This is a genomic window from Actinomadura gamaensis, assembly GCF_042652125.1.
GTDB classification, from domain to species: Bacteria; Actinomycetota; Actinomycetes; order Streptosporangiales; family Streptosporangiaceae; genus Spirillospora; species Spirillospora gamaensis.
In genome coordinates, this window is sequence record NZ_JBHSIT010000007.1 from 430,933 (window position 1) to 456,768 (window position 25,836).

At 73.1% G+C, this 25,836-nt stretch carries 20 protein-coding genes; 4 read left to right on the forward strand and 16 right to left on the reverse strand.

Annotation, left to right across the window (positions count from 1 at the left end; translation table 11 throughout):
- The 9 genes from ACFPCY_RS25085 to ACFPCY_RS25125 form a co-directional block, all read right to left on the reverse strand.
- Entirely contained in the window at positions 1–882 is an 882-nt protein-coding gene (locus ACFPCY_RS25085) for a hypothetical protein (RefSeq protein ID WP_378259072.1), read from the reverse strand.
- 63 nt (positions 883–945) lie between these two features.
- On the reverse strand, positions 946–2,217 hold the full coding sequence (locus tag ACFPCY_RS25090; RefSeq protein ID WP_378259074.1) for a thymidine phosphorylase: 1,272 nt from the start codon (positions 2,215–2,217) through the stop codon (positions 946–948).
- A gap of 14 nt (positions 2,218–2,231) precedes the next feature.
- Positions 2,232–2,648 (reverse strand): cytidine deaminase, encoded by a 417-nt coding sequence (locus ACFPCY_RS25095; RefSeq protein ID WP_378259076.1) that lies wholly within the window; start codon positions 2,646–2,648, stop codon positions 2,232–2,234.
- 242 nt (positions 2,649–2,890) lie between these two features.
- Complete coding sequence (locus ACFPCY_RS25100; protein ID WP_378259078.1) at positions 2,891–4,240, reverse strand: ABC transporter permease; 1,350 nt, start codon at positions 4,238–4,240, stop codon at positions 2,891–2,893.
- Entirely contained in the window at positions 4,237–5,541 is a 1,305-nt protein-coding gene (locus ACFPCY_RS25105; RefSeq protein WP_378259080.1) for an ABC transporter permease, read from the reverse strand. The genes ACFPCY_RS25100 and ACFPCY_RS25105 overlap by 4 nt, the downstream gene beginning before the upstream one ends.
- Positions 5,538–7,070 carry an ABC transporter ATP-binding protein gene (locus ACFPCY_RS25110; RefSeq protein WP_378259082.1) on the reverse strand — a complete coding sequence of 511 codons (1,533 nt, stop codon included), beginning with the start codon at positions 7,068–7,070 and terminating at the stop codon, positions 5,538–5,540. The genes ACFPCY_RS25105 and ACFPCY_RS25110 overlap by 4 nt, the downstream gene beginning before the upstream one ends.
- Positions 7,071–7,159: 89 nt before the next feature.
- On the reverse strand, positions 7,160–8,224 hold the full coding sequence (locus ACFPCY_RS25115) for a BMP family lipoprotein (protein ID WP_378259084.1): 1,065 nt from the start codon (positions 8,222–8,224) through the stop codon (positions 7,160–7,162).
- Between the two features lie 266 nt (positions 8,225–8,490).
- A complete protein-coding gene (locus ACFPCY_RS25120; protein WP_378259086.1) occupies positions 8,491–10,011 on the reverse strand; it encodes an amidohydrolase in 1,521 nt (506 codons plus the stop codon).
- 82 nt (positions 10,012–10,093) lie between these two features.
- Positions 10,094–11,260 carry a glutamate--cysteine ligase gene (locus ACFPCY_RS25125; RefSeq protein ID WP_378259088.1) on the reverse strand — a complete coding sequence of 389 codons (1,167 nt, stop codon included), beginning with the start codon at positions 11,258–11,260 and terminating at the stop codon, positions 10,094–10,096.
- Positions 11,261–11,664: 404 nt separating this feature from the next.
- Here ACFPCY_RS25125 and ACFPCY_RS25130 point away from each other — a divergent pair, with 404 nt between their 5' ends.
- Both ACFPCY_RS25130 and ACFPCY_RS25135 read left to right on the forward strand, forming a co-directional pair.
- The gene (locus tag ACFPCY_RS25130) at positions 11,665–13,224 is read left to right on the forward strand and encodes a D-alanyl-D-alanine carboxypeptidase family protein (RefSeq protein ID WP_378259091.1); all 1,560 of its coding nucleotides are present in this window, start codon (positions 11,665–11,667) and stop codon (positions 13,222–13,224) included.
- 178 nt (positions 13,225–13,402) lie between these two features.
- Positions 13,403–13,780, forward strand: a complete 378-nt coding sequence (locus ACFPCY_RS25135) for a nuclear transport factor 2 family protein (RefSeq protein WP_378259093.1) — start codon at positions 13,403–13,405, stop codon at positions 13,778–13,780.
- Here ACFPCY_RS25135 and ACFPCY_RS25140 read toward each other — a convergent pair.
- The 3 genes from ACFPCY_RS25140 to trpS all read right to left on the reverse strand — a co-directional run bounded on the left by ACFPCY_RS25140 (position 13,722) and on the right by trpS (position 16,674).
- Entirely contained in the window at positions 13,722–14,906 is a 1,185-nt protein-coding gene (locus ACFPCY_RS25140) for a YihY/virulence factor BrkB family protein (RefSeq protein ID WP_378259095.1), read from the reverse strand. The genes ACFPCY_RS25135 and ACFPCY_RS25140 overlap by 59 nt on opposite strands.
- Positions 14,907–15,077: 171 nt before the next feature.
- Complete coding sequence (locus tag ACFPCY_RS25145; RefSeq protein WP_378259097.1) at positions 15,078–15,635, reverse strand: 2'-5' RNA ligase family protein; 558 nt, start codon at positions 15,633–15,635, stop codon at positions 15,078–15,080.
- Positions 15,625–16,674: a tryptophan--tRNA ligase gene (gene trpS, locus ACFPCY_RS25150; protein WP_378259099.1), complete on the reverse strand. Its 1,050-nt coding sequence runs from the start codon at positions 16,672–16,674 to the stop codon at positions 15,625–15,627. Before trpS ends, ACFPCY_RS25145 begins: the two co-directional genes overlap by 11 nt.
- A gap of 157 nt (positions 16,675–16,831) precedes the next feature.
- Between trpS and galE the strand changes: the two genes are divergently transcribed.
- A complete protein-coding gene (gene galE / locus ACFPCY_RS25155; protein WP_378259101.1) occupies positions 16,832–17,782 on the forward strand; it encodes a UDP-glucose 4-epimerase GalE in 951 nt (316 codons plus the stop codon).
- 101 nt (positions 17,783–17,883) lie between these two features.
- Positions 17,884–19,035, forward strand: a complete 1,152-nt coding sequence (gene galK, locus ACFPCY_RS25160) for a galactokinase (protein WP_378259103.1) — start codon at positions 17,884–17,886, stop codon at positions 19,033–19,035.
- Here galK and ACFPCY_RS25165 read toward each other — a convergent pair.
- The 4 genes from ACFPCY_RS25165 to ACFPCY_RS25180 form a co-directional block, all read right to left on the reverse strand.
- Positions 19,032–19,874: a COG1361 family protein gene (locus tag ACFPCY_RS25165; RefSeq protein WP_378259105.1), complete on the reverse strand. Its 843-nt coding sequence runs from the start codon at positions 19,872–19,874 to the stop codon at positions 19,032–19,034. The two genes, galK and ACFPCY_RS25165, sit on opposite strands and share 4 nt — an antisense overlap.
- A 146-nt stretch (positions 19,875–20,020) precedes the next feature.
- Positions 20,021–22,753, reverse strand: coding sequence for a hypothetical protein (locus ACFPCY_RS25170; RefSeq protein ID WP_378259107.1), 2,733 nt, complete (start codon positions 22,751–22,753; stop codon positions 20,021–20,023).
- Complete coding sequence (locus tag ACFPCY_RS25175; protein WP_378259109.1) at positions 22,750–24,657, reverse strand: HSP90 family protein; 1,908 nt, start codon at positions 24,655–24,657, stop codon at positions 22,750–22,752. Before ACFPCY_RS25175 ends, ACFPCY_RS25170 begins: the two co-directional genes overlap by 4 nt.
- Positions 24,658–24,808: 151 nt before the next feature.
- The gene (locus ACFPCY_RS25180; RefSeq protein WP_378259111.1) at positions 24,809–25,798 is read right to left on the reverse strand and encodes a malate dehydrogenase; all 990 of its coding nucleotides are present in this window, start codon (positions 25,796–25,798) and stop codon (positions 24,809–24,811) included.
- Positions 25,799–25,836 lie beyond the last annotated feature (38 nt).

Consider the following 25,836-nt stretch of genomic DNA (forward strand, 5'->3'; position numbering starts at 1 on the left):
CTACTCCGCGAACACCTCGTCCACCGACGACGCGACCGCGGCACGCCGGAACCACGCCTCCAGCTGCTCTCGGTCCTCACAACCCTCGACGAGTTCGCGCCGGGTGTCGTCGATCCGGAGTCCGCGGGTGTCGAGCAGCGCGAGAAGAAGCCGCTGCGACTCCTCGACCTTGCCCTCTGACTTACCTTCGGCTTTCCAGCTCTTGAAGAGTTCGGTCTTCGGTTCGTCGTGCCTCGTCTTCACCAGCTCCTCCAGCATGGCTCTGACGTCGTCGGGTTGCAGAGCGACGACGTTGTCAATATACGACCTGCGGTTCTGCTCGTCCTCGACACGTTCGGTGACCGCGGTGAACATGGCGTCGAAGACCTCGCGGCCCTTGGGGCCGGACGCATGGATGACGGCGGAGACGACCGCGTCGAGCGGGTCCTCGACCTCGTCCGCGCTCGTGATGAGGGGGATCTCGTTGGGGCCCGCGACGAGGACGTGCAGGCAGGAGTGGGGATTGCCGAGGGGGATGCGCATCCGGCACCGCTCGGCGACGCGTTCGTCGAAGCACAGGACGACCAGGAAGGCTTCGCACTTCTTGCGGGCGCGGAAGTTGGCCACATAGGCGGGCCACGTCCAGTACTTGTTCCCGTCGTAACGGCGCTGGGACTCGGCGATCACTCCGCAGAGGGGGCGGCCGTCGGGGTCCTCGTAGACGCCGACGACACGGTCGGCGCGGTACTCGGCGGGGTCGCACTCGGAGAGGTCGGCGGACTCCAGGCGGAACTCGGCGTACGGGGGGAGTTCCGGGCCGCCCGCCCAGTGGAGGAGGCGGGCGGCCAGGGGTGGGTCGTCCTCGATCAGCGCCAGGGGGAACTCATGTTCGCGAGTCGGCATGGTCGAACACTATCCGTGGTCGAACCTTTGCGCACGGTAAATGTCGAACTGGTGTTCCGGGTGTTATGAGAGGCGGTCGATGACGAGGGGGAGGAGGTTCGAGGGGGCGGGGCCGATCTCGATGGCGCCGTCGAGGGCTTCGAGGGCGCGGTCGAAGCGGGACGGGTCGTCGGCGTGGAGGGTGAGGAGGGGCTGGCCCTCGGTCACCTGGTCGCCGGGCTTGGCGTGGCAGATCACGCCCGCGCCCGCGGAGACCGGGTCCTCCTTGCGGGCGCGGCCGGCGCCGAGGCGCCAGGCGGCGACGCCGACGCCGAAGGCGTCGAGCTTGGAGAGGACGCCAGTGGACGGGGCGGTGACCGTGTGGGTCTCGGGCGCCTGCGGGAGGGGGGCGTCGGGGTCGCCGCCCTGGGCGGTGATCATGCGGCGCCAGTGGTCCATGGCGGAGCCGTCGCGGAGGGCGTCGGCCGGGTCCTTGCCGGTGATGCCGGCGGCGTCGAGCATCTCGCGGGCCAGGCGGACGGTCAGCTCGACGACGTCCTCGGGGCCGCCGCCCGCGAGGACCTCGACCGACTCGGCGACCTCGACGGCGTTGCCGACGGCGCGGCCGAGGGGGCGGTCCATCGCGGTGAGGAGCGCGACGGTCTTCACGCCGTGGTCGGTGCCGATCGCGACCATGGTCTCGGCGAGCTCGCGGGCGTCCTCGACCGTCTTCATGAACGCGCCGGAGCCGACCTTGACGTCCAGGACGAGCGCGCCGGTGCCCTCGGCGATCTTCTTGGACATGATCGAGGACGCGATCAGCGGGATCGACTCGACCGTGCCGGTCACGTCGCGCAGGGCGTAGAGCTTGCGGTCGGCGGGGGCCAGGCCGCTGCCCGCCGCGCAGATGACCGCGCCCGCGGTGTCCAGGACCTCCAGCATCTCGGTGTTCGAGAGGGACGCGCGCCAGCCGGGGATGGACTCCAGCTTGTCCAGCGTGCCGCCGGTGTGGCCGAGGCCGCGGCCGGAAAGCTGGGGCACCGCCGCGCCGCAGGCGGCGACCAGCGGGGCCAGCGGCAGGGTGATCTTGTCGCCGACGCCGCCGGTGGAGTGCTTGTCGGTGGTCGGACGGCGCAGCGAGGAGAAGTCCATGCGCTCGCCGGAGGCGATCATCGCGGCGGTCCAGCGGCCGATCTCGGCGCGGGTCATGCCGTTCAGCAGGATCGCCATCGCGAGCGAGGACATCTGCTCCTCGGCGACGGCGCCCCGGGTGTAGGCGTCGATCACCCAGTCGATCTGCTCGTTCGACAGCGCGTGGCCGTCCCGCTTGGCGCGGATGACGTCGATGGCGTCCACGTCGGGGACCTCTTTCAGCTACGGGTGATCAGGTCGTCGGGGCCGAAGGCGTCGGGCAGGACGTCCGACAGCGGCCGGATGCCGGAGACGGTCTCCAGCAGGGTGCCGGGCGTGCCGTGCTCCCAGAGGAGCTGGCGGCAGCGCCCGCAGGGCATGAGCGCGGCGCCGTGGCCGTCCACGACGGCGACGGCGACCAGCCGGGGACGGTCGTCCGCGAGGGGCGCGTCCGGCCCGTACAGCGCGCTGACCAGGCTGCACTCGGCGCAGAGGCCGACGCCGTAGGACGCGTTCTCCACGTTGCAGCCGGTGATCACGCGCCCGTCCGAGACGAGCGCCGCGGCTCCCACCGGGAACTTCGAGTACGGCGCGTACGCCCGCTTCATCGCGTCCGTCGCGGCCGCACGGAGGACGTCCCAGTCGATGTCACTCATCGGTCAATGATCCCACTCAAAGAACCAGGCCTGGTACGGAGGGCGCAGAGCGCCCTCCGTACCAGGCGTGAAGGTCGGTACCGCGCAGCGCGCTCAGCCCGCGCGCGAGTGCGTTGCCAACCGCGCGGGGACGGCGCCGGAGGCGGGTCCCCGCGCGGTTGATCGCGAAGCGATGCGCACTCGCACGAGCCTCCGGGCCGCGCCCGAGCCGCCAGGCGAGGGCGCGGAGCCGGGGGCTCAGATCAACGCGCTTCGCCGCGGCGGTAGATGAGGCCGTCGGCGGCGGGCATCCGCAGGCGCTGGCTGGCCAGGGCCAGGACGAGCAGGGTCGTCACGTACGGGATGGTCGAGACCAGCTCGCCGGGGACGGTCTTGCTCAGCGCGAACCAGACCACGAGGGCCGCCGCGGCGACGATCGCGATGCCGGACGCCAGGTAGGCGCCCCGGACCGTCCGCCGCTCCAGGTCGGTGCTGACCAGCGGACGCAGCCGGGTGCCCCGGGAGAACTGCCATCCCGCCACCGCGATGAAGATGACCGCCACGAACAGCAGCAGGGCGTGCGCCGAGTCGCCGCCGCCGCGGACGTTCATCGCGTCGGTGTAGCCGAACAGCAGCGAGCCGGAGGCGAGGCCGACCGGACGCCAGTTACCGAAGATCATCGCGGCGAGGCCGATGTAGCCGCGGCCGCCGGTCTGGCCGTCCTGGTAGAGGGACGACACGGTGACCATGAACGCGCCCGCGAGGCCCGCGCAGCCGCCCGAGATGAGCACGGCCGCGTACTTCATCCGGTACACGTTCACGCCCAGCGACTCGGCCGCGTACGGGTCCTCGCCGCAGGAGCGGACGCGGAGGCCGAACGGGGTCCGCCACAGCACGAAGAACGTCACCGGGACGAGCAGGATCGCGATCAGCGTCAGCACCGACATGCCCGAGGTGACGCCGCGCAGCACGCCCGCGACGTCCGAGAGCAGGAACCAGTGGTGCTTCTCCAGCGAGCCGAGCCAGTCCGGGGACCGCCACGAGCCGATCTTCCCGCCGGACAGGAACGGGACGGTCAGCGTGGGCATCGCGTCCACCGGCGGCGACTGGCGCGGGCCGCCGCCGAGCGCCTTGGCGTGCCCCGTGTTGAACACCAGGCCGGCGAGGAACTGGGTCAGGCCGAGGCCGAGGATGTTGATCGCGACGCCGGACACGATGTGGTCGACGCCGAAGGTGACGGTCGCGACGGCGTGCACGAGCCCGCCGAGCATCCCGCCGATGATCCCGGCGAGCGCGCAGGCCCACGGGCCCCACTGGTAGCCCGCCCAGGCCCCGGTCCAGGTGCCGAGGATCATCATGCCCTCGAGCCCGATGTTGACCACGCCGGACCGCTCGGCCCACAGCCCGCCGAGCCCGGCCAGGAAGATCGGGACGGCGAGCCGGAGCGAGGCCGAGACGGTGCCGGACGAGGTGACGTCGTTCGCGTCGTCCAGCACCCGGACCGCCGACAGCAGGACCAGCAGGCCCCCGGCGATCAGCAGGTAGTGCGGCCAGCGCAGGTTCAGCTTGGCGCGGGCGCCCGCGACCTTCTCCGCGACGGTGGCGGTACTCACTGGGCGGCCTCCCCCGCGACGGTGTGCCCGGCGGCGAGCTCGCTGGCCACGCTCTTCTGCTGGAGCCGGATCTCCCAGCGGCGGACCAGCTCGTAGACGATGACGACGGTCAGCACGACCACGCCCTGCATCACCCCGACGATCTCCTTCGGCACGTTGACCTCCTGGAGGATGTCGGAGGACTGGTCGAGGAAGGCGAACAGGATCGCCGCGAGCGCGATGCCGACCGGGTGGTTGCGGCCGAGCAGCGCGACGGTGATGCCGGTGAAGCCGAGCCCCGCCGGGAAGTTCAGCGAGTAGTTGTAGGACGCGCCGAGCAGCTCGGGCATCCCGATCAGGCCGGCGACCACGCCGGACAGCACCATGGTGATGACGATCATCCGGCCCGCCGAGACGCCGCTCGCCTGCGCCGCCGTCGGGGACAGTCCGGAGATCTTCAGGTCGAAGCCGAACCGGGTGCGGTTGACGACCACCCAGAACACGATGCCGATGACGATCGCCAGCGGCAGCAGCCCGTACAGCTGGCCGGGCAGGTCGATGCCGATGCTCGACAGGAAGCCGTTCAGCGGCCCGACCCGTCCGGACGACGGGATGTCCGGGGTGGCGACGTTGTTGCTGCCCGGCCGGTTCGCGGCGAGCCGGTCGGTGTTCAGCAGGTAGGCGATGATGCCGGTCGCGATCGCGTTCAGCATGATCGTCGAGATGACCTCGCTGACGCCGCGGGTCACCTTGAGGATGCCCGCGATGGACGCCCACGCGCCGCCGATGACCATCGCCGCGACGATCACCAGCATCTGGCCGAACGGCGCGGGCAGCGTGACCGCGCCGCCGAGCGAGGCGGCGAGCAGCGCGGCGAGCCGGTACTGGCCGTCCACGCCGATGTTGAACAGGGCCATCCGGAAGCCGATGGCGACCGCGATCGCCGACAGGTAGTAGCGGGTGGCGCGGTTCAGGATGTCCACGACCGAGTTGGACGTGGTGCCGTAGTCGATCATCGAGCGGATCGAGCTGACCGGGTCGGCCCCGGCCAGCCGCAGCACGCCCATGGTGATGAGCAGCGAGATCAGCAGCGCCAGGACCGGCGCGCCGATCTTCAGCGCCAGGCCGCGCGGGCCGAGGCCGCGCAGGATCGCCTGCCAGCCGGGCACCTGCTCCGAGCCCGCCGGGGCGGCGGCCGGAGTCGCGCCCGCGGTCGCCGGGACGCCCGGCTCCCGCTCGGGAGGCAGCCCCTCGCCGCCCTGCCCGGGCGGCAGCCCCTGGCCGCCGTCCTCGGGCGGCAGGTCGTTCTTCCCGCCCGTCATGACGCTTCCCCGACGGCGGCGCCGGTCATGGCGGAGCCGAGTTCCTCGGGGGTGACGTTCGCCGGGTCCACCTCGGCGACCAGCCGCCCCCGCAGGATCACGTGCAGCGTGTCGGACATACCGATGAGTTCCTCAAGATCGGCGCTGATGAGCAGGACGGCGAGGCCCGCCGCCCGCGCCCGGCGCAGGTGTTCCCAGATCGCGGCCTGCGCGCCGACGTCGATGCCGCGGGTCGGGTGCGCCGCGATCAGCACCTTCGGCTCGCCGGACATCTCCCGGCCGACGATCAGTTTCTGCTGGTTGCCGCCCGACAGCGCGCCGATCGGCACCTCGATGCCCGGCGTGCGGACGTCGTACTCGCCGACGATGCGGGTGGTGTCGCGGCGCGCGCCGCGCCGGTCGATCCACGGGCCGCGCGAGTTCGGCTTCTCGGTCTGGTGGCCGAGGATGCGGTTCTCCCAGAGGGTGCCCTCCAGGACGAGCCCGTGCCGGTGCCGGTCCTCGGGGATGTAGGCGATGCCGGCCTCCCGGCGGCGGCGCGTCGGCCAGCCGGTGACGTCCTCGCCGGCGAAGGAGATCGTGCCGGAGTCCGCGGTCCGGATGCCCATGATGGTCTCGATCAGCTCGCCCTGGCCGTTGCCCTCGACCCCGGCGAGGCCGACGATCTCGCCGCGGCGGATGTCCAGGGTCACGCCGTCCACGACCGGACGGCCCTCCGCGGTCAGCACGACCAGGTCCCTGACCGCGAGCTCGACCTGGTCGGTCACGGTGGACTCGCGCAACTCGGGCGTCGGCAGCTCGGACCCGACCATCAGCTCGGCCAGCCGCCGTGAGGTGACCTCGCGCGGGTCCAGCCGGGTCGCGACCGTGGTGCCGCGCCGGATGACCGAGATCGAGTCGGCGACCGACAGCACCTCGTCCAGCTTGTGCGAGATGAACAGCACGGTCAGGCCCTCGGCGCGCAGCTCGCGCAGGTTGCCGAACAGCTCGTCGACCTCCTGCGGGACGAGCACGGCGGTCGGCTCGTCCAGGATGAGCACCTTCGCGCCCCGGTACAGGACCTTGAGGATCTCGACGCGCTGCCGGTCGCCCACGCCGAGGTCCTCGACCAGCGCGTCCGGGTCGATGCGCATGCCGTACTGCTCGGCCATCGCGCGGATCCTCTTCCGCGCGGCGCCGAAGTCGATGCGGCCGGCCTTCCTCGGCTCCGCCCCGAGGATCACGTTCTCCAGGACGGTCAGGTTGTCGGCCAGCTTGAAGTGCTGGTGCACCATGCCGATGCCGCGCGCGATGGCGTCGGCCGGAGTGCGGAACGACACCTGCTTCCCGTCGATCTCGATGGTCCCCTCGTCCGGCTTCTGCATGCCGTAGAGGATCTTCATCAGCGTCGACTTGCCGGCGCCGTTCTCGCCGCAGAGCGCGTGCACCTCGCCGCGCTGGATCACGAGGTCGATGTCCCGGTTGGCCACCACGCCCGGGAACCGTTTGGTGATGGATGTCAGCCTGACGGCCGGCACCTGGTCAGGCACGAGTGCCCCCCTTGAGAAAAGCTGGTGGAAACGGACCGGCGTCGCGCCCGCGAGCACGCGCGGGGGCGACGCCGGAACCGGGTGCGGCGTCAGGCCCCGGGCTTGGTCGGAACCTTGATCTTGCCGCTGACGATGTCGGCCTTGTACTGGTCGAGCTTGGCCTTGATGTCGTCCACGAAGCCGCCGCTGGTCGCGTACGAGACGCCGTCGTTCGACAGGTCGTACTTCTTGATCCCGGCCTGGAAGGTGCCGTCGGCGACGCCCTTGACGAAGTCGAAGACGGAGGTGTCCACGCGCTTCACCATGGAGGTGAGGATGTGGTCCTTGACCGCGCTGACGGCCGGCTGGTTGTACTGGTCGGAGTCGACGCCGACGGCCCACTTGCCCGCGCCGCCGACGGTCTTGATGACGCCGATGCCCGCGCCGCCCGCGGCGTGGTAGATCACGTCCGCGCCCGCGTCCAGCTGGCCCTTGGCGGCCTCGTTGCCGAGCGCCGGGTTCTTGAACCCGTCGAAGTTCGGCGGCTGGGTCAGGTACTTGGCCGGCAGGATCTTGATGCCCGGCTTGGCGGCCTTCGCGCCCGCGTCGTAGCCGGCCTGGAACTTCTGGATCAGCGGGGTGTTCACGCCGCCGATGAAGCCGATGGTGCCGGTCTTGGACTTGAGCGCGGCGGCGGCGCCGACCAGGAACGAGCCCTGCTCCTCGGAGAAGCAGGCGCCCTCGACGTTCGCGCCGGACACCTGGCACTGGTCGGCGTCGACGACCAGGAACTTGGTGTTCGGGAAGTCCTTGGCGACCTTGACGACCGCGTTGGTGTAGGCGAAGCCGACGCCGATGATGGCCTTGTAGCCCTTGCCGGCCAGCAGCCGCAGGCGGGACTCCTTGTCGGCGTCCGGCTCGTCCGGCTTGGCGGAGATCTCCTCCGTGCTGACGTTCAGGTCCTTCTTGACCCGGTCCAGCCCGGCGGCGGCCGAGTCGTTGAAGGACTGGTCGCCGCGGCCGCCGATGTCGAAGGCCAGGCCGACCTTGATGCTCTTCTTCCCGTCACCGCCGCCGTCGCCGGAGGACGACTTCTTGCCTCCGCACGCGGCCGTGTTCAGCGCCAGCGCGGCGCCCGTCACCGAGACGAGCGTGATCTTGAGTCCACGGCGCATTGCCGCGCTCCTTCCGTTCCCCACCCAGAACAACGCGGCCGGACGCGCGCGCAGGCATGATCGCGCGGGCATGGTCCGGCCACACAAACCGATCGGACGCTACCCCGCCGCTGGAGGTGAAACATCCGATGTGCACCGTTTCGCAACGCGTCCGTTACCAATGCGTAGGCTTATCGGCGCAGGTAGCGGCGCGAAATCCCGGTGTGTACGCCGGTGTGTATACCCGCTTCCCCGGGGGTGGAACGGGAGCGGCCCACTCGGAACGATCAGGTCAGCGCGGCGCCCTCCGCGGTCCCGCCGACCGGTCCGCCGACCGGGCCGCCGAGCGGCTCGCCGGCGCCGCCGTCGCGGCGGCCGTCCCAGAGGGCGGTCAGCGCGGTCGCCGCGAGCACCCGGACGCCGACGGCCACGCACCGCTCGTCCACGTCGAAGTCGCCGCGGTGCAGGTCGTACTCGGCGGACGAGCCGGGCTCGCGGACGCCGAGCCGCGCCAGCGCCCCCGGGATCGACTCCAGGTACCAGCCGAAGTCCTCGCCGCCGAGGCTCTGCGGGGTCGGCACCACGCCCTCCTCGCCGAGCACCTGGGCCGCCGCGTCCCGGAACATCTGCACGCTCGCCGCCTCGTTCACCGTCGGCGGGACGCCCCGGACGTACTCCAGCGACGCCTCCACGTCGTAGGCGGCGGCGACCGACTGGAGCAGCGCCTTCATCATCTCCGGCGCGCGGTGCCAGGCCTCGTCGTCCAGGCAGCGGACGGTGCCCTCGGCGATCCCGTCGTCCGGGATCGCGTTGGCCACCGAGCCCGCCGCCACCCGGCCCCAGACCAGGGACAGGCTGGACCGGGGGTCCACCCGGCGGGACAGCGCCGCGGGCAGCTCGGTCACGATCTTGGCGAGCGCGTACACCAGGTCGGCGGTCAGGTGCGGCCGGGCGGTGTGCCCGCCCGGGCCGGTGACCTTCACGTACACCTTGTCGCAGGCCGCGGTGATCGCGCCGGTCCGCAGCCCGAGCCGGCCGACCTCGACGCGCGGGTCGCAGTGCAGCGCGAACGCCCGGTCCACGCCCGCGATGCCGCCCGCGGCCATGACGTCCAGCGCCCCGCCGGGGGTCTCCTCGGCCGGCTGGAACAGCAGCCGGACCCGGCCCGGCAGCAGCCCGGCCTCCGCCTGCTGCGCCAGGAACAGGCCGGCGCCGAGCACCATCGTGGTGTGCACGTCGTGCCCGCAGGCGTGCGCGACGCCCGGCACCGTGGACCGGTAGGGCGCGTGCTCCTTCTCGTCCTGGAGCGGGAGCGCGTCGATGTCGGCGCGCAGCGCGACGGTGTAGCCGTCCTCCGGGCCGATGTCGCAGTACAGGCCGGTGCCGCGCGGCAGCACCCTCGGCTCCAGCCCGGCCTCCTTCAGCCGCGCCACGATCCGCTCGGTCGTGCGGTACTCGTTGTACCCGAGCTCGGGGTTGGCGTGCAGGTCCCGCCGGAACGCGATCAGCTCCGGCTCGTGGTCGGCCAGGAACCCGTCGAGCTGCGGCTGTAGAGCCGCGCCTGCCTCCGTCACGGCGCCTCCCGTCCGCTCCACGTCGCCCGTCCGCTCCGCGCCTCCCGCTCGCTCCGCGCCGCCCGCCGCGGGCGGTCGCGCGGCGCGGCCCGCCTCCTCGGCCGCGCGGGTCGCGGCGGCCATCCGCTCGTCGTCGGCGCCGCGCGTGCCCTCGGCACCTCGCGCGTCGTCCGCCGCCCCCGGGGCGGTGGCTCGTCCAGGGCCGGGCATCACCCCGGGTCCCGTGTGTGTCATGTGCGCCCCCTGCGCGTGGGCGGGCCCGCCCGGAGGCGGCCCGCCGGTCTCGGTACGCGGGGCGGGCGACCGGTCGGGATCCTCAGTTCCCGGCACGGGCGACCTCCCCGCGGGTGACGAACCGGTCCTCCGCGAGCTCGAGGACCGCGGCGTCGACCACGTCCTCCAGGCCGCCGCCGCCCGCGCGGATCGCGCGCTGGCGCTCGTAGGGGGCCCCGTGCTCCAGGACCTCCCCGGCGACCTTCAGCTCGTCGGCGCAGCCGAGCCGCGCCGCGACCGGTTCCAGCTCCGCGACCAGCTCGTACACCTCGTCGCGGAGCGGTGCGGTGTGCCCGCTGTCGTCGGTGATGACGATGGCGTCCAGGCCGTACCTGGTGGCCCGCCACTTGTTGTCGCGCACCACCCAGGCGGCCGGGCGCGGCAGCGTGTAGCCCCGATCGAGCTGCTGGTCGAAGAGGGTGACCAGGCTCTGGCACAGCGCCGTCGCCATGCCCACCTCGCGGAGGGTGGGAATCCCGTCGAACATCCGGATCTCGACGGTGCCGAAGTCCGGATGCGGGCGGATGTCCCACCACACCTCCTTGATGCTGCGGATCGTTCCCGCGCGCAGCAAGGTGTCCATATAGTCCTCGAACGCCGTCCAGTCGTCCAGCAGGTGCGGCGGGCCGGCGGTCGGGAGCTGGCCGAACACCACCGCCCGGCTGGACGCCAGGCCGGTGTCGGCCCCGCTCCAGAACGGGCTGGACGCGGTGAGCGCCAGGAAGTGCGGGAGGTAGCCCGCGAGCGCGTTGACGATCGGGATCGCCTTCGCGCCGTCGGTGACGCCCACGTGGACGTGCACCCCGAAGGTCTGGATGCGCCGGGCGAGCCACTGCATCTGCTCGACCAGGTCGGCGTAGCGCTGGAGCGGCGAGGTCTCGGCGTCCCGCCAGTCGGAGATCGGGTGCGTGCCGGTGCAGGCGAGGGCCAGCCCGAGCGGGCGGGCCGCCGCGCGCAGCGCGTCCAGGGTGCCGGCGAGGTCGCGCTGCGCCTCGGCGACGGTCTGGCAGACGTCGGTCACGATCTCGACCGTGGACTCCATCAGCTCGTGGCGCACCTTGGCGAGCTGGCCGCCCTCGGTGAGCGACGGCAGCGCGGCGAGCACCTCGCGCGCGTCCTGCCGCAGGTGCCGGGTCGCGGCGTCGACGAGCTGGAGTTCCCACTCCACGCCCAGCGTCGCGCCGCGCGACGGGTTGAAGACAATGGCCACGGCCAACCTCCGTCCGACATCCTTGCAGGTCGATGCGTGGCACGTGGGGCGATTCCGCCAGCGGGTCCCTAAGCCTGGACAACGACGGCCCAGGTAGGGCGTGTTCCGCGCGCCGGGCGCGCCTCCCTCCATCATGGCCCTCGGCACGCCGGTCCCGCCGGGTTCCCCGTCCATTCCGGATCATTTGACTCGCTTGGACGGCGATCCGTCACGCGTTGTCACCGATTTCGGTCACGCACTTCTAGGGCTACATGCCCCGAAGTGACTAGTACTTGTCCGGAACCGGGGATCCCATTCCCCGACCGCGGGTATCGGACCTCCCGACCGGTCGCCTACGCTTCCGGAAGACATAAAGGGACATGCGTCATCGTTCGGAGATGGCCGGAGCGAGGAACGGCAGGGGCTTGCGAGCACAGCGACCTGGTTCAGCACTGCGTCCACCGACCCGCCTGCTCGCCGCCGCCGCGGCGGTCGCGTCCGGGGCGGTCCTCACCGTCCCCGGGGCGGCCCGCGCGGACGCGGGACCGGTGGGCGGGCCGCAGCTCGCGTCGCGCGGCGTCGTGGTGAACCCGGCCGCCGGAGTGCCCGCCCCGCCGAACATCCACGCCGCGTCCTGGGTGATCGCCGACGCCGACACCGGCGAGGTGCTCGCCGCCAGGGACCCGCACGGCCAGTACCTCCCGGCGAGCACGCTGAAGACGCTGACCGCGCTGACGCTGATCCCGAAACTGGACGCGAACCGCAAGGTCCGGCCGTCCCAGGCGGCCTGCGACGTCGAGGGCACCAAGGTCGGCATGACGCCGAAGATGGACTACACCGTCGACCAGCTCTTCCACGCGCTGATGATGATGTCGGCGAACGACGCGGCGGTGACGCTGTCGGAGGCCAACGGCGGCGTGAAGAAGACGATCGCCGACATGAACGCCGAGGCGAGGCACCTGCACGCGGGCGACACGCTCGCCGCGTCGCCGAACGGCCTGGACGTCGATCTCGGGCTGAACGTCCACACTCAGCACACCTCGGCCTACGACCTGGCGCTGATCCTGCGGCAGGGCATGAAGGACCCGGCCTACCGCAAGTACGTGCAGGCCCTGAACTACTGGTTCCCCGCCCCGCCGGACAAGCAGCAGAAGAAGAAGCACAAGGCGGGCGGCTACCCGATCTACACGCACAACCGGATGCTGCCGGGCCAGCCGCACGCCTACGCCGGGATGCTCGGCGGCAAGAACGGCTACACGGTCACCGCCGAGCAGACGTTCGTCGCCGAGGCCAAGCGCGGCGGGCACACCATCCTGATCTCGCTGATGAAGGCCGACGTGCCGCCGTCGCCGTACGCGGCGAAGCTGCTGGACTGGGGCTTCGCGGCGCGCGGGAAGGTCAAGCCGGTCGGCACGCTGGTCGAGCCGGGGGACGCCGGGGCCAAGGCGGACGGCAGCGGCGACAAGGGCGCCGGCGGCCAGTCCGCGATCGAGAAGGCCAGCTCGTCCCGGACCTGGATGGTCGTCGGCGGCGGCGCGATCGGCGCGCTGATCGCGATCGGCGTGCTGTTCCTCGTGCTCCAGCGCCGCCACCGGCGCGGCGACCTGAAGCTCCCGCGCCCGGACGCCGCGCCCACCGGCCCGGACGCTCCAGGTGGGAACGTTCGACTCGCCCCGCCTCCGCCTCCGCCTCCGCCCGCGCCCGGCGTTCCGGACGTTCCGGAAGAGCACGCGGACCACGCTGAGCACGCGGAGCATTCCGGATTCGCCGGAGACGCGGATCACCAGCCCGGTCGGGCGGACCACCCCGCGCCCGCGAACCCCGCAACCTCGAACCCCGCGCCCGCGAACCCCGCAGCCTCGAATCCCGTGCCCGGCCAGTCGCCGCCGGGACGGCCGGTGGCCGGGCCCGCGGCTTCCGGGGCCGGCGAGCAGCCGCCGGAGTACGACGAAGCCGGGGAGCCGGGTTCCGGCAGGGGCCGGTAGGACGAACAGGGCAAAGCGGTAACGGGCTTCACACGGGGGCGTCCGTTGAGGGCAGGCCCCGGCGGGCATACGCTCCGAGGGGTGGTCCGGCCACCGCGCGCCGCCGCTGGACGGCGGGCCGGATCCGCCGCTGGAGGCTGCTGCCATGCGTTTTCCGACCTCCGCCGAACATCCCAACGTGGCCCTGCTGAGGGACGGTTTCGCCGCGTTCGACAAGGGCGACATGGACCTGATCCGCGAGCTGCTCGCGGACGGGGTCGTCCACCGGGTGCAGGGCCGGGGCCCGCTGAGCGGTTCCTACCGCACCCCGGAGGAGATCCTCGGCTTCTACGTCCGGCTGTTCGAGCTGTCGGGCGGGACGTTCCGCGCCGAGCCGTACTCGCTGACCGCGGACGACGCGCACGGCGTCGCGCTCGTCCACACCTACGCGGAGCGTCCGCCGGACCGGGTGCTCGCGGGCCGGGCGGTGCACGTCTTCCGGTTCGCGGACGGGCGGATCACCGAGATCCGGTCGCTGGCCGAGGACCAGTACGCCGACGACGAGTTCTGGTCGTGAGGGCCCGGGTCCGGGCGCGCAGCACGGCGCCCCGGCCCGGTCCGGCGGCGGGGCCGTCCCGGCCGGTGGACCGTTCCGCGTCGTCCGCCCCCTCCGCGTCGTCCGCCTCCTCCGCCTCGTCCGCCTTCTCCGCCTCGTCCGCCTTCTCCGCCTTCTCCGCGAGCTTCTCGGCGGCGCGGACGTCGTGCTCGACGGCGGCCGAGTCGATCGGCTGGTCGTCCGCCCGGAGGACGACCCGGCGGGTCGCCGTCCACGCCGCGGCGAACAGCATGAACCGGGACACGATGTTGATCCACACCATCAGCCCGACGAGGACCGCGAACGAGGCGTAGACCGGGTTGCGCGTGGTGTGCGCGATCAGCAGCGTGCCGCCCTGCTTGAGCACCTCCATGCCGATCGCGCCGAACAGCGCGCCGCGCAGGATCCTGCGCCACGGCGCGGCCGTCCCGGACAGCCTGCTGAACAGCACCAGGAAGATCAGCGTGTTGGAGGCGACCGCGACGGCGAGGGAGAGCAGCCGCAGCATGGTGCTCGCGCCGGCCACCTGGGCGAGCCCGAGCAGGTCCAGGACGCCGTGCGTGGCCGACGAGGCCACCGACGACACCGCGACGCTGACCATCAGCGTCGCGCCGAGGAAGACGAGCACCGCCGCGTCCCACAGCTTCAGGACGAAGAAGTTGCCCTCGGGCGCGGGCTCGTAGCCCCAGATCGAGCGCAGCGACTCGCGCAGGACGCGCACCCAGCCGAGCCCGGTGAACAGCAGCGCGACCAGGCCGAACACCCCGACGGTGGTCTTCGACTCGGCGATCCGCTGCACCTCCAGCGGCCCGGACAGGCCGGGCAGCAGCTCCTGGACGGCCCGGATGAAGTAGTCGCGGGCCTTCGCGCTGATGCCGACGAGGTAGCCGAGCAGCGCGTAGGCGAGCGCGAGCATGGGGAAGAACGACAGGAACCCGTAACTGGTCATCGCGGCGGCGAGCCGGTCTCCGCCGCGGTCCTGGTACCGCTCGTAGGCGCGGCCGAGATGGTCGAACCAGCGCCACCGGACGCGCATCGCCCTCAGCAGCGCCTTCACGGCGTCCACCAGCGCGTTCACCCTGCGTTGCGCCTCTGCGATCACGGGCATGCACGCAACGTACCCGGCAGCCGCCCGCTCAGTCCGGAAAGACGGCGATACCGGCCCCCGCGCCACCCGCACCTCACCTGAGCAGCACGGACCCGCGGAACGCCGTCCGAGCGGAACGCCGTCCGAGCGGAACGCCGTCCGAGCGGAACGCCGTCCAAGCGGAACGGTCGGTCAGAGGGCCGGGAAGGCGAAGTGGTGGTGCGGGCGCCAGATGCCGTCCTCGCCGTGGACGTAGAGCGAGAAGCCGGTCACCTCGAAGTCGGCGCGGTACTCGGCCAGGACCTTGAACGCCCGGTCGAGGACGTCCTCGGGCAGGTGGTGGGCGACGGTCACGTGCGGGTGGTAGGGGAACGACAGCTCGCGCGCGAGCGGCCCGGTCAGCACCCGGGACTGGACGGCCTCGCAGCCGCCGATCCCGTCGGCGAGCGCGACGAACACGACCGGCGACACCGGGCGGAACGTCCCGGTGCCGCGCAGCCTGATCCGGAACCGCTCGCCCCGCGCCGCGACCGCGGTCAGGTGCGCCTCGATCGCCGGCATCGCCGCCTTGTCCACCTCGGTCGGCGGCAGCAGCGTGATGTGCGTCGGGATCGCCCCGGCCAGTGGATCGCCGAACGACTCGCGCATGCGCTGCAGGTACGCGCCGTGCGGGTCCGGGATCGGGATGGAGACGCCGATCGTGCAGGCGTGCTCGGGGTCGGACGCGAGCGAGCGGTGCTCAGCGCCCACGCCCGACGAATCCCACCCGGTCGCGCACGGTGTCCATGGTCCGGCGGGCGACCTCGCCCGCCCGCGTCGCGCCGTGCGCGAGGATCCGGTCCAGCGCGTCCTCGTCGTCGAGCAGCTTCAGGGTGCGCTCGCGGATCGGGGTGAAGGTCTCGGCGAGCAGCTCGGCGAGGTCCTTCTTGAACTGCCCGTAGCCGGAGCCCTCGTAGCGGGCCTCCAGCTCGGGGACCGTCGCGCCGGAGAGCGCGGCGTGGATGCGGAGCAGGTTGCTGACGCCGGCCTTGTTCTCCTCGTCGAAGCGCACTTCGGAGCCGGTGTCGGTGACCGCCCGCATGATCTTCTTGCGCATCGGGCCGGGCTCCTCCAGCACGTCCACGATGCCCTGCGGGGACGAGGCGGACTTGCTCATCTTGCTGCCCGGCTCCTGCAGGTCGGTGATCTTCGCGGCGCCCTGCGGGATGTAGGCCTCGGGCGCGACGAACGTCGGGCCGAACCGGTGGTTGAACCGGCCCGCCAGGTCGCGGGTGAGCTCGACGTGCTGCCGCTGGTCCTCGCCGACCGGGACGCGGAACAGCCGCTCGTCCTCCCCCGGCTCGGGCGAGTAGAGCAGGATGTCGGCGGCCTGGAGGATCGGGTAGGTGAACAGCCCGACGCTGGCCGCGGACGAGCCCTGCTTGGCGGCCTTGTCCTTGAACTGCGTCATCCGGCTCGCCTCGCCGAACCCGGTCAGGCAGCTCAGCACCCAGGCCAGCTCGGCGTGCTCGGGGACGTGGCTCTGCACGAACAGGGTGGACCGCTCCGGGTCCACGCCCATCGCGAGCAGCTGCGCGGCCGAGACGCGGGTGCGGCGGCGCAGCGCGGCCGGATCGTGCTCCACGGTGATCGCGTGCAGGTCCACCACGCAGTAGAACGCGTCGTGCGTGTCCTGGAGCGCGACCCACTGGCGCAGCGCGCCGAGGTAGTTGCCGAGATGGAAGGAGTCGGCGGTCGGCTGGATCCCGGACAGCACGCGCGGGGCGTCGGACGAGGTGGCTTGCGACATGGGCATATCTTATGCACCCCCCATCGGCCGCGCCGGGCCGCCGGGGCGCGGCGCGGGATGTCGCCGGGACGCGCCGGGAGATGCGGCCCGGCCGATACCCTGGCCGGACCGGGGGCGTCGGCCCCCGCCGCACTCGACGTCTACGAAAGGTCGGACCTTGAAGCTGCTCGTGACGGGAGGCGCCGGGTACATCGGCAGCGTCGTCTCCGCGCGGTTGGTGGAGGCGGGGCACGAGGTCGTCGTGCTGGACGACCTGTCCACCGGGCACGACGACGCCGTCCCGGCGGGCGCGCGGTTCGTCCGGGGCACGCTGCGCGGGTCCGCCTCCGAGGTGCTGGACGGCGCGGGCTTCGACGCCGTGCTGCACTTCGCGGCCAAGTCGCTGGTCGGCGAGTCGGTGGCGGACCCGGCCAAGTACTGGGACGGGAACGTCGGCGAGTCGCTGGCGCTGTTCGACGCGATGCGGCGGGCCGGGGTCGGGCGGATCGTCTTCTCGTCCACGGCGGCGACCTACGGGGAGCCGGAGTCCACGCCGATCCTGGAGACGGACCCGACGCGTCCGACCAATCCGTACGGGGCGACCAAGCTCGCGATCGACACGATCCTCACCGAGTACGCGCGGCTGTACGGGTTCGGCGCGGTGTCGCTGCGCTACTTCAACGTGGCGGGCGCGTACGGCGCGCAGGGCGAGCGGCACACCGTCGAGACGCACCTGATCCCGAACGTGCTGAAGGTGGCGCTCGGCGAGAAGGACGCGGTGAACGTCTTCGGCACCGACTACCCGACGCCGGACGGCACCTGCGTCCGCGACTACGTGCACGTCGTCGACCTCGCCCGCGCGCACCTGCTCGCGCTGGACGACACCGAGGCGGGCGCGCACCGGATCTACAACCTCGGCAGCGGCAGCGGCTACTCGGTGAACGAGGTCGTGGAGGTCTGCCGCGCGGTCACCGGGCACCCGATCCCGGCCGAGTACGGGGACCGGCGCGCGGGCGACCCGGCCGTGCTGGTCGCCTCGTCCGAGAAGATCAACGGGGCGCTCGGCTGGAAGCCCGAGCGGGACCTCAACCAGATGGTGGCCGACGCGTGGGCCTTCGCCCGCCGCTAGCCCCTGCTAGTCCTCGCTAGTTCCCGTCGGCCCCTTGCCGGCCCCTCGCCAGCCCCCGCGGGGACGAGTTCCAGCGGGACACGTTTCAGTAGGAGTACGCCTTGCCCACCCCCTCGCCCGCCCACGCCGCGCTCGCCGCGGCCTTCGCCGAAGCCTTCGGGCACGCGCCCGAGGGCGTCTGGCGCGCGCCCGGCCGGGTCAACCTGATCGGCGAGCACACCGACTACAACGACGGGCTGGTGCTGCCGTTCGCGCTGCCGCTCGGCGTGTCGGTCGCCGCGTCCCGGCGGGACGACGGGCTGGTCGAGGTGCGGTCGCTCCAGGCGGACGGCACGGTCACCGCGCCGCTGTCCGGCGCGCCGGGCGACGTGAAGGGGTGGGCGGCCTACCCGGTCGGCATGGCGCGGGTGCTGCGCGAGCGCGGCGTAGGCGGGGCGACGCTGCTGATCGACTCGGACCTGCCGCAGGGCGCGGGCCTGTCGTCATCCGCCGCGCTGGAGTGCGCGACGGCGATCGCGCTGTGCGACCTGCACGGCGTGGAGGTCCCGGCCGCCGAGCTGGCGCGGCTCGCGCAGCGCGCCGAGAACGAGCACGTCGGCGTGCCCAGCGGGATCATGGACCAGTCGGCCTCGATGCTCTCGACGGCGGGCAGCGCGCTGCTGCTCGACTGCCGGACGGGCCTGACCTCGAACGTCCCGTTCGCGCCGCAGGACGCCGGGCTCACCCTCATGGTGATCGACACGCGCGCCTCGCACGAGCTGACCGGCGGCGAGTACGCGCAGCGGCGGGCCGAGTGCGAGAAGGCCGCCGAGATCCTCGGCGTCCCCGCGCTGCGCGACGTGAAGGACCTGCCCGGCGCGCTGGCCCGGCTGGACGATCCGGTGCTGCGGCGGCGCGTCCAGCACATCGTGACCGAGAACCACCGCGTCGAGGCGACCGTCGGGCTGCTGCGCGCGGGCGCGGTCGCGGAGATCGGCGGGCTGCTGCTGGCGTCCCACATGTCCCTGCGCGACCAGTACGAGGTCTCCTGGACCGAGGCGAACGTCGCCGTGGACGAGGCCGTCCGCGCGGGCGCGCGAGGCGGGCGCATGGTCGGCGGCGGCTTCGGCGGCTCGGTCATCGTGCTCACCCACACCGAGCGCGCCGACCGCGTCCGGGACGCCATCGACGCCGCCTACGCGGCGCGTTCCTGGACTCCCCCGGTCTTCCTCACCGAGACCGCTCCCTCGCAGGGAGCGCGCCGCATCGCCTAAGAGTGGCGGTACTCGGCTGAGTGGAACTTCGCCACGGCCACGTTGTTGGACGGGTCGTAGTCGCCCAGTTCGAGTTCGGCGGACGCGGCGAGGCTGTGGCTCCGCGCGTTCGTGGCCACCCGGACGAACACGGTGAACGTTCGGGAGTGGCCCGAGGCGAGGCGTCCGAGCGGGCAGCGGACGTACTCGCCGGTCCGGTGACGCCGGACGCCGCCGCACTTCGCGCCGCGCACGCGGGCCAGCGTGGCGCCGTGCGCGCCGACGTTCACCACGACCCGCCGGGCCTCGCGCGAGCCCCGGTTAGTGACGGTCAGTTTGATCGGAAGGGGGCTTCCCGCCTGAGCCGTGCGCGGCGCGTCCAGCCTGATCGCTAGGTCGGTGCTGGGAGCGACCGGTGTGTCCAGCTCGGCGACGTCGTTCCGGGCGACCGGATCGGACGGGCCGTCCAGGCGGGCGGTGGCGCGCAGGACCCCGGACGCCCGCGGCCGGACGATCCCCAGGATGTGGACGGAGCGCGCGCCGCCCGGCGCGGTCGCCGGGAAGGTGCAGCGGATCGTCCGGCCCGACTCGGCGCAGCCGCGTTCGACGACGCCGACGACGTCCACGGCGTCCGGGAGGGTGAGCACGGCCGCCCGCGTTCCGGCGCCGGGACCGGCGTTCCGCACGGTCATCGTGTATCCGAGCAGGTCGCCGACGCGCGCCGGACGCGGCGACGCCGCCAGCGTCACGCCGAGATCGGCCCGCCCGCCTGCGTCCACCGAGCCGGGACCAGGCCCGCCCGCCGAAGCCGGGCCTTGACCGCCGCTCGCCGAAGCGGGGATTCCGCTGGTGGTGAGCATGACGACGCAGGCTCCGGCTCCGACCAACCACCGCATCGCCACCCCGAAGAACACTCTCCGAAGTTTATTGGCGACGGTCCGCGTCTCCTCGCCGGACACGCGCGCAACCGGGCGCGCGTCCCCGGCGGGATCAGGAGTCGGTGGGATCAGGAGTCGGCGGGGTCGGGGTTCAGGGCTGCGGCGATGTCCCGGCGAAGGGCGAGGACGGTGTCGCGGGCGTCGGTCTCGTCCAGGGCGGTGAAGCCCTCGACCGCGGCGTCCGCGCGGGCGAGCGCCTCGGGCAGGCGGTCCAGGCGGGCCAGGATGCGGGCCTCGTCGTAGTCCACCCGCGCGGTGTGCCAGGTGATCGCGGCGGGGTTCCCGGCCGGCAGGGCGGACAGGGCGGCGCGGGTCGCGGCCAGCGCCTCCAGGCTCTGGTCGACCTGCTGGGCCCACAGGTGGCACAGCGCGGCGCGCCTGCGGCAGTCGAGGGCGCGGTACGGGTCACCGGCGCGCTCGAACGCCTCGGCGGCGGCGACGAAGCGCTCGGCCGCCTGCGCGTCGCGGTCGTGGTCGGTGAGGACGCTCGCGGACTCCTGGAGGAAGTGCCCCACCGCGCCCGGTTCGTCCTGCGCGGCGGCGATCTCGGCGAAGGTGTCGGCCGCGGCGGCCTCGCCGAGGTCGCGTTGCGCGTTCGCGAGGACGACGTGGGCGCGCGGCAGCTCGTCCGAGTCGTCCGGCAGCGTGGTCAGGGCCTCCTCGATCGTCTCGGCGGCCTCCAGCGGACGGCCCGCGCCCAGGTAGCCGGCGGCCAGGTCCACGCGCGCGAGATCGGCCTCGGCGGTCCTGCCGAGCGCGGTGAACGCGGCGACGGCCTCCACCAGGTCGGGCACCGCGTCGCCCGTGCGCTCGCCCGCGAGCAGGAACCGGCCGCGCTCCCAGTGCGCGAACGGGCGCAGCAGCGGGGTGTCCGCGGCGGCGGGCGCGTGCGCGACGGCCTCGTCCAGCGCGGCGGACAGCTCCGACGCGTCGTGCCCGGGCGCGTGGGACGCGATCTGCGCGTACATCATCGCCGCCTGCGCGAGCTGGTCGCGCCGCCCGTCCGCGCGGAAGGCCGCGCGGGCGGCGCGTAGCGCGGCCTCGGTCTCGGCGTGCTGGCCGAGCATGCCGTGGGCTTGCCCGCGCAGGAAGTGGACGTCGCCGTCCGGGCCGTCGAGGCCGGCCAGCGCGTCGAGCCCGGCCAGCGCGTCGAGGGCTCCTTGCGGGTCGTCGCCCATCAGGTGGAACTGGGCGAGCCGCATCCGGCAGCCGCGTATCCGGTCGGGCTCGGCGCCTAGGGCCGTGAGGCCCTCGACGGCCTCGGTCAGCAGGACGCGCGCCTCGTCGCGGCGGCCCAGCGTCGCCAGGACCGCGCCGAGACGGCTGGTCACCGACAGCGCGCGGGCGGGCTCGTCCGCCTCCTCGAACCAGGCCCTCGCCCGCTCCCACACGTCGTAGGCGTCCGGCAGGGAGCCGGACTCGGTGAGGCCGACGCCGTGGCCGTCCAGGCGGCGGGCGGCGCGCAGCCAGTCGGCGGGGGTCGCGCCCTCGGCGGGCGGCGTGCCCGCCTCGGTGCCGGTGACCTCGTCGAAGCGGGCGTAGGCGGCGAGCGCGGCCGGGGTGTCCTGCTCGCGCCAGTGCCGCTCGGCGAGGTCGAGCAGCTCGTCGGGGTCGTCCACGGCGGTGACGTCGGGCACGTCGGACGCGGCCGGCGGCGGGACGACCGGTTCGGGACGCGGCGCCGCGGCGGCGGCGCGGGCGGGCTCGGTCAGCGGAAGGCGTTCGACCAGCGGCTCGGCCGCCAGCAGCGCGCGGATCTCGTCGCCCTGGTAAGACGACCCGTTGCGGGCGTCGAAGCGGGCGGCGATGTCGAGCGCGAGCCGCTCCAGCTCGTCCCGCAGGGCGGGGACCGCGACGTCCCCGGCGGGACGGTCGCCGGACGCCGGCCGGTGCAGGGTCAGGCCGTCCGCGCCGATCCCGGTGAGGCGGCGCAGCAGCAGCGCACCGGACGCCGCGAACCGCATCGCCGCGAACGGGCTCGGCGCGCGGTCGAGCCAGCCGAGGTGCCGTTGCAGGATCTCCACGCCGCGCGCCTCGTTGCCCGTCACGGCGCAGAACCATACGTGGTCGGCGACGTTGCTCATGTCGGCGAGGTTCGGCCGGACCAGCCGGTAGGCGCGGCGGTGCGCGTCGCGCGCCTCGGCGTACCGGCCCGTGTGCAGGTAGACCGGCAGCAGCGTGGTGAGCATGTCCTGGGGCTGCTCGGAGCAGTTGAGCTCGGCGTTCAGGACGGGCGCGGCGACGGCGAGCGCGTCCTCGTACCGGCCGCGCTCGGCCAGGTGGTGGGCCATGCTGGACGGGTCGCAGCCCTCGCAGTCCGACAGGGCGTCGCGCTCGGCGGCCCGCCACTTGGCGAACAGCTCGTCGGCGGCCTCGACGTCGCCGACGTGCAGCGCCACGGCGTGCCGGTAGTGGTAGACGGCCTGGAGGCTGTGCCCGCCGAGCCGGTAGCGCCGCTCCATGTCGTCGAGGACGGCGCGGGTGCGGTCGAGCGGGATGTCCGGGAACAGCGTCAGCGAGTTGACGATCCACTTCATCTGCCACAGCAGCCGGTGCTCGTCGTCGGCGCGGGCGGGGTCGCGGTCGAACTCGGCCAGGCAGCGGCTGAAGGTGGTGAACGCCTTGGCAGGCTCCCCGCCGTACTGGTAGGCGGTCGTCAGGCTCATCCGGACGCGGAACGCCAGGTCGGCGTCACCGGACGCCTCGGCGCGGCGCAGCGCGTCCTCGACCAGGACGGTCTTGGCCTCGCCGTAGGGCAGCTCCTCGGCGCGGGTCATCAGCTCGTAGACGTCGGCGGTCACTGGTCGGCCTCCGGGGCGGGGGTGTGCACGGCCCAGTCGAGCAGGCCGAGGAACGATCGGTTCAGCACGGCGCTGTCGGCCGGGCGCAGCGGATGGTGGCCGAGCAGCAGCGCCTGCCCGTACAGGGCCTGGACCGCCGTCTCGGCCAGCGCCGGGTCGGTCAGCGCGGCGATCCGCCGGGTGAGCGGGTTGCGGTGGTTCAGCACGAGCTGCGGGCGGTCGGCCGGGGTCATGCCGCCGAGCGCGCCGAGGACGTCCGACCAGAGGTCGTCGGCCATCTCGCGGGCCTCCTCCAGCTCCGCGCGGTGCCGCGCGGACCGGCTGGTCAGGTACAGCGCGGGCAGCGAGGCGGGGTCGAAGTCGCGCACCACGACCTCGCAGCCGAGCCGCTCGACCGCGCGCTGCGCGGCGGCGAGGAACGGCCGCAGCCGGAGCTCGGCGTCCGGGTCGAGGACCCCGAAGGTGGTGGTCAGCTCGGCCGGTTCGAGGCGGCGCAGCCGGGCGTCCGGGTCGATCGCGGGCAGCCGCTCGATGATCTCGGTGTCGTGCACGTAGCCGCCGTTGACCAGCCCGACGCCCTGCGCCCCGGACACCGCGGCGAGCCGCCGGAACTCGTCCACGCCGGTGACGTACCGGGCGTCGGCGTGGCGGCGGCGGAACTCGCTGAGCGTCATCGGCCCGGCGGACGTCTCGAACTCCAGCCAGCGGTCGACGATGCGCAGCATGTCGTCGTCGTGCAGGGCCATCGCCTTCACGCCGAGCTGGTGCAGCCGCAGGAACGCGCGCATCCGGGACGGGTCGGTCTCGGCGAGCCGGACCAGCCACTGCCGGACGCGCTCGCCGAGCGCGTGCCGGGTCGCGTCGAGCAGCTCGTCCTCGAAGAGGGCCTCGCGGCTCGCGGTGGGGCGCAGCTCCGCCGCGTCCACGACGCAGCGGACGAAGAACGCCCATTCGGGCAGCAGGCCCTCGACGTTCTCGGCGAGCAGCATGCGGCGCAGGTAGACGCGGTGCGCTCCGCGCGAGGTCGGCGGGACGGCCTGCGGCAGGACGAACGCGACGCCGTCGAGCCCCGCCTCCGGGACGTCGAGGTCGATCACGTCGAACGGGTCGAACCCGAACGTCTCGCGGCAGTAGGCGTCCAGGGCGCGGCGGCGGCGGGCCGGATCCGGGTACGCGGCGCGCCAGGGCGGGCCGGCACCGGTGATCTTCACGCCGTCCACGGTGAGGTCGATGGGCAGCAGGCCGCCGTAGGTGCGGGCCAGGTCGGCGACCGTCGCGGGGGCCATCAGGTCGGACGCGCCGGGCCGTGGACGCAGCGTCACGGTCGTGCCCGGCTCGGCGCGCTCGGCGTCCTCCACGCGGTAGTGGCCGGAGGAGGACCCGATCCACCGCACGGCGCCGTGGGCCGCCCCGCTCCCGGCGGCGCGCGCCGACCGGGTCACGACCTCGATCTCGTCGGCGACGAGGAACGCCGACAGCAGCCCGATGCCGAACTGGCCGAGGAAGTCCGACCGGGCGAAGCCGAGCTCGTCGCGCTTGGACGAGCGGCCGATCGTGGCCAGCAGCGTGTGCACCTCGTCCTCGGTGAGGCCGATGCCGTCGTCGTGGACGCGCAGCGTCCCGCCGCCGGTCTCGATCCGCACCCGCCCGCCGCCCGCAGCGCCGCCACCAGCAGCCGCGTTGCCACCCGCCGCGTTACCGCGCGGCGCGTTACCGCCCGCCGCGCCTCGACCTGCCGCGTTGCCGCCCGGCGCCGCGGCGTCGCCGCCCAGCGCGGCGCGCGCGGTGCTCGCGTCGACCGCGTTCTGCAGCAGTTCCCGCAGGTAGACGCGTGGACTCGAGTACAGGTGCCTGCTCAGCAGGTCGACCACGCCCCGCAGATCGACCTGGAACGCCTGCTCCACCCGGAAAGCCTCCCGATTCGCCCGTTTTGGCACGTCCCCGCACCCTAGCGCCAAGCATGCCGCGCCCGGCCGACAATTTCGGGAGCCGTTTTTCCGCGGAAACGAGAAAACCCCGGGCCCTCGGCCCGGGGTCCTCCTCGCGCGCTCAGCGTCAGATGAGGCCCAGCTTGCGGACGGCGTCGCGCTCCTCGGCGAGCTCGTTCACGGTCGCGTCGATCCGGCCGCGCGAGAACTCGTCGATCTCCAGGCCCTGGACGATCTTCCACTCGCCGTTCTCGGTGGTGACGGGGAAGGAGGAGATCAGGCCCTCGGGCACGCCGTACGAGCCGTCCGACACGACCGCCATGGACGTCCAGTCGCCCTCGGCGGTGCCGTTGACCCAGGTGTGGACGTGGTCGATCGCGGCCGAGGCGGCGGAGGCGGCCGAGGACGCGCCGCGCGCCTCGATGATCGCCGCGCCGCGCTTGGCGACGGTCGGGATGAAGTCGTTCTCCAGCCAGTTCTGGTCGCCGACGACCTCGGCCGCGCTCTTGCCGCCGATCTCGGCGTGGAAGATGTCCGGGTACTGGGTCGCCGAGTGGTTGCCCCAGATGGTCATCTTCTTGATGTCGGAGACCGTGACGCCGGCCTTCTTCGACAGCTGCGCGAGCGCGCGGTTGTGGTCGAGGCGGGTCATCGCGGTGAACCGCTCGGCCGGCACGTCCGGGGCGCTCTGCTGCGCGATGAGCGCGTTGGTGTTGGCCGGGTTGCCGACCACCAGGACCTTGATGTCGTCCGCGGCGCCCGCGTTGATCGCCTTGCCCTGCGGGCCGAAGATGCCGCCGTTCGCCTCCAGCAGGTCGCCGCGCTCCATGCCCTTGGTGCGCGGGCGGGCGCCGACGAGCAGGGCGACGTTCGCGCCCTCGAACGCCTTGGTGGCGTCGTCGAAGATGTCGATGCCGGACAGCAGCGGGAACGCGCAGTCGTCCAGCTCCATCGCGGTGCCCTCGGCGGCCTTCACGGCCTGCGGGATCTCCAGCAGCCGCAGCTTGACGGGTACGTCCGCGCCGAGCAGCTGCCCGGACGCGATGCGGAACAGCAGCGCGTAGCCGATCTGGCCGGCGGCTCCGGTGACGGTGACGGAAACTGGCGTGCGCGTCATAGCCTTCTTCATCTCCTGCTGACGGGGCTCAGGCGGCC

Bases quoted from the DNA above. Each gene is read 5' to 3' on its own strand.
- ACFPCY_RS25085 (WP_378259072.1), bottom strand. From the start codon at position 882: ATGCCGACTCGCGAACATGAGTTCCCCCTGGCGCTGATCGAGGACGAC.
- ACFPCY_RS25095 (WP_378259076.1), bottom strand. From the start codon at position 2,648: ATGAGTGACATCGACTGGGACGTCCTCCGTGCGGCCGCGACGGACGCG.
- ACFPCY_RS25105 (WP_378259080.1), bottom strand. From the start codon at position 5,541: ATGACGGGCGGGAAGAACGACCTGCCGCCCGAGGACGGCGGCCAGGGG.
- ACFPCY_RS25115 (WP_378259084.1), bottom strand. From the start codon at position 8,224: ATGCGCCGTGGACTCAAGATCACGCTCGTCTCGGTGACGGGCGCCGCG.
- ACFPCY_RS25120 (WP_378259086.1), bottom strand. From the start codon at position 10,011: ATGACACACACGGGACCCGGGGTGATGCCCGGCCCTGGACGAGCCACC.
- ACFPCY_RS25140 (WP_378259095.1), bottom strand. From the start codon at position 14,906: ATGCCCGTGATCGCAGAGGCGCAACGCAGGGTGAACGCGCTGGTGGAC.
- trpS (WP_378259099.1), bottom strand. From the start codon at position 16,674: ATGTCGCAAGCCACCTCGTCCGACGCCCCGCGCGTGCTGTCCGGGATC.
- ACFPCY_RS25165 (WP_378259105.1), bottom strand. From the start codon at position 19,874: ATGCTCACCACCAGCGGAATCCCCGCTTCGGCGAGCGGCGGTCAAGGC.
- ACFPCY_RS25180 (WP_378259111.1), bottom strand. From the start codon at position 25,798: ATGACGCGCACGCCAGTTTCCGTCACCGTCACCGGAGCCGCCGGCCAG.